The organism is Marinimicrobium sp. UBA4509, from assembly GCF_002388575.1.
Taxonomy (GTDB): domain Bacteria; phylum Pseudomonadota; class Gammaproteobacteria; order Pseudomonadales; family Cellvibrionaceae; genus Marinimicrobium; species Marinimicrobium koreense.
On sequence record NZ_DGMV01000032.1, the window covers coordinates 93,421 to 96,655 of the forward strand.

Here is a 3,235-nt window from a genome sequence, read left to right on the forward strand (position 1 = left end):
CCCACCGCGCCGATATCGTTGGCCTCCAGGGCGAATTCACCGTTGTCGCAGTAGCGGCGCAGCTCGCGCAGGTCTGCAGGAGACTCCAGCAAGGTCATGGTGGATAACACCACTTCTTTGCCGGCCTCACGCAGCTGGTGCGCCTGGGCCATATAGTCCTCCAACTTCAGCTCCCGCCGCTTGGGACACACGGTTTCGCCCAGGTAGACGGCATCGGCGTCCGATTCGGCCACCGACGTGTAAAAACGCTGCACCTGCTCCCTGGGCCAGTAATACAGAATGGGTCCGATGGTCAGTTTTAACATTAGCGCCAACTCCTGTGATAGGCCCCGATGGTGGTCTGATGCCCTTCGGACAGTCCCGCCAGGGTGTGGTCCCAGTCCTGATGTACCTGATAGCGGGTCGGATCTTCCAAAAGACGGTCGATGGCCTGACGCCACACCCGGGTAACCTGGCCGACATAGGCGGGACTACGCTGGCGACCCTCGATCTTCACCGCCTTGATGCCATCGCGGTACAGCTCGGGCAACAGGCTCAGGGTGTTGAGGCTGGTCGGTTCCTCCAGGGCGTGGTAGCGCTCACCGCCTACCTCGAATCGACCTTTGCACAGGGTGGGATAACCGGCGTTCTCGCCGCCGGCGAAGCGGTCAATCAGGTAGCCATTCAGGCGGGATTCCAGGACGCCGCGTTTCTCTTCCCAGCGGACGAACTTGGCGGGGGAGCAGGCGCCGGAGTTGTTGGGGGACTCGCCGGTCATGTAGGAGCTGAGATAACAGCGCCCCTCAGCCATAATGCACAGACTGCCAAAAGCGAACACCTCCAGCTCGGTACTCACGGTATGCGCCAGTGCCGACACCTGTTTCATGGACAGCACTCGCGGCAACACCACGCGACTGACGCCATAGGCTTGTTGGTAAAAATCAATGGCCGCCGCATTGGTGGCCGAGGCCTGCACCGACAGGTGCCGCTCCACCTCGGGGTAGCGTTCCGCCGCGTAGGCCAACACCGCCATATCGGCGATGATCAACACGTCCGCTCCGGCCTTGACGGCCTCATCCACTGCCTGTTGCCAACTGTCCCATTGTGTCGGGTGAGCAAAGGTATTGATCGCCACATGCAATCGCCGCCCCTGCCGGTGGGTTTCCCGGGCGGCATCGCGCAGCCCCAGGGTGTCGAGATTGAGACCGGCAAAATGCCGGGCATTGGTATCACCGCGCAAGCCAACATAGACGGCATCGGCCCCCTCTTTCAGGGCGGTTTTCAGCGCGGGCAGGCTTCCTGCGGGACAAAGTAATTCCATCGGCGTTTACCTCTGTTTAAAAACGGTACCTATTTTGGGCGAGTGGCGACGCCCCCCGGGTTTGCTAGCATGCCCGCTCAGGAGGTGCCCCACTATGACTACCATGCAATCCCGTTCAGCAGTATTTCGCCCAACACTCCCCCGGCTCATTCAATGCGCCAAGGTGGCCCAGCCGCTCATCCCCCAGACCATTCGCCGACACACGCTGGGCATCGGTTTGAACCACACTTTTTCAGAGGCTCTGCGCCGGGGTGAACTGGATTTTCTGCGCGGTCGACAGGCGCGGATCACCGTGCCCGATATCAATCTGGACTTCTCGGTAACGCTACTCGGCCAACGGCTGCAGGTTTCGCTCAAGCCTGTGGCGCCCGACGTGACCTTTCGAGCCGATACCCGATCACTGCTGCAAATCATGGCCGGCCAGGTTGATCCCGACACACTGTTCTTTCGCCGCAAACTGGCCATTGAGGGTGATACCGAGCTGGGGCTGGCACTGAAAAATTTTCTCGACAGTCAGGACCCCGAACGGCTGATCCCCGCACCCGCTTATCGCTTTATCAGCCGGACGGTGGCGTGATCGTTCCGATCGGCTCAAAAAAAGGTGCACTCCCTGCACCAGAGGCCTTTGAGTCCCGGTGGCACAGCTGCCAGGGGAATACCAACCGGGACCTCTAGCCTACTGCTCTGGCCGCCCTCGGGATATTCCCCCATGGGTCTACCCCTTTAGAGGAATCACAGTTCACCCCGAAAGTGTGCACAATGGGCAGAACTCTCGTTTTTACAACAATGGCCACATCGCTATGAGCACCTTTGAGCTGAACCACTTCGATGACTTTCTCACTATTGCCCGCTCTCAACCGGAACCACAAAAGCTGATTCTGGTTCTCGCGCGCCGAGAATTACCCACCGGTTATACCGAGCAGCAGGCGCGGGATTTTGAGGACGGACACGGGGGCCATCTGGCGCCGCTGGCCGGTATCGACAAGCGTCCCGACGAACTGGCAGACTTCTCCAGCCTGGTCGAAGAAGCCAAGCAGGCGAGCGATACGTGGGATGCGGTTTTTGTTGCCGCCCTGCCCGGCACGGACAACAAGCTGCCCACCCCCAAAGCGGTAGACGACGCCATCGAAAAAGTCATCCACGCCATTCGCAACGGGATGATCAATAACTTGCTGGCATTCGACCGTTCCGGCGTCCCGATGCAGATCACCCACGGATAGCGCTCAACGAGTCGCGCCCCAGAAATCGAAAGGCGCGCCCAAGACCTGCGAAAGACGCCTCGATGCGTATAATGGTGATAGACCTCCGAAACCCGAGAGCCTCATCACTATGTGCGAACTCCTGGCCATGAGCGCCAACACCCCCACCGACCTGTGTTTCAGCTTTACCGGCCTGACCCGCCGTGGCGGCGAGACCGGGCCTCACAAAGATGGCTGGGGCGTGGCGTTTTACGAAGGCAAAGGGGTGCGCAATTTCCACGACGCCGATGCCAGCGCCTCCTCCCGTATCGCCGAAGTGGTGCAGACCCACCCGATCAAAAGCGAAGTGGCCATCTGCCATATCCGTCAGGCCAATGTGGGGGACATTTGCCTCGCCAATACCCACCCGTTCACCCGCGAGCTATGGGGCCGGTACTGGGTGTTTGCCCACAACGGCCAAATATCGGATTTCGCGCCCGAACCCGGTTTCTACGAACCGGTGGGCACGACGGACAGCGAGGCGCTGTTCTGCGACATGCTCAACCACTTGCGCCAGCATTGCGACCGGCACACACCGACCGCCGAGGTGGTGCAGCGGCTGGTGAGTCTGTCCGAAGGCTACGCCCGTCAGGGGGTCTTCAACCTGCTGTTGAGCAACGGCGACTGGCTGTTCACCTACTGCTCCACCAAAATGGCCAGCATCACCCGCCGGGCCCCCTTCGGCCCGGCCCGCCTG

4 protein-coding genes and 1 pseudogene are annotated in these 3,235 nt (G+C 60.7%); 3 read left to right on the forward strand and 2 right to left on the reverse strand.

Going from position 1 to position 3,235, the window contains the following annotated elements; translation table 11 throughout:
* Nucleotides 1-305 (reverse strand): annotated as a pseudogene (locus tag B3520_RS04415) (U32 family peptidase); the annotation flags it as partial.
* Entirely contained in the window at nucleotides 305-1,300 is a 996-nt protein-coding gene (gene ubiU, locus B3520_RS04420) for a ubiquinone anaerobic biosynthesis protein UbiU (protein WP_286807258.1), read from the reverse strand. The pseudogene B3520_RS04415 and the gene ubiU, both read right to left, overlap by 1 nt.
* 94 nt (nucleotides 1,301-1,394) lie before the next feature.
* On the opposite strand from ubiU, the gene ubiT reads away from it, so the two are divergent.
* From ubiT to B3520_RS04435, 3 genes are all read left to right on the forward strand, one after another.
* Nucleotides 1,395-1,877 carry a ubiquinone anaerobic biosynthesis accessory factor UbiT gene (ubiT, locus tag B3520_RS04425; RefSeq protein WP_286807257.1) on the forward strand — a complete coding sequence of 161 codons (483 nt, stop codon included), beginning with the start codon at nucleotides 1,395-1,397 and terminating at the stop codon, nucleotides 1,875-1,877.
* A gap of 223 nt (nucleotides 1,878-2,100) precedes the next feature.
* Nucleotides 2,101-2,520, forward strand: a complete 420-nt coding sequence (locus B3520_RS04430; protein WP_286807256.1) for a hypothetical protein — start codon at nucleotides 2,101-2,103, stop codon at nucleotides 2,518-2,520.
* Between the two features lie 109 nt (nucleotides 2,521-2,629).
* Nucleotides 2,630-3,235: class II glutamine amidotransferase (locus B3520_RS04435; protein WP_286875484.1), on the forward strand; the 606-nt coding region annotated here is incomplete at its 3' end.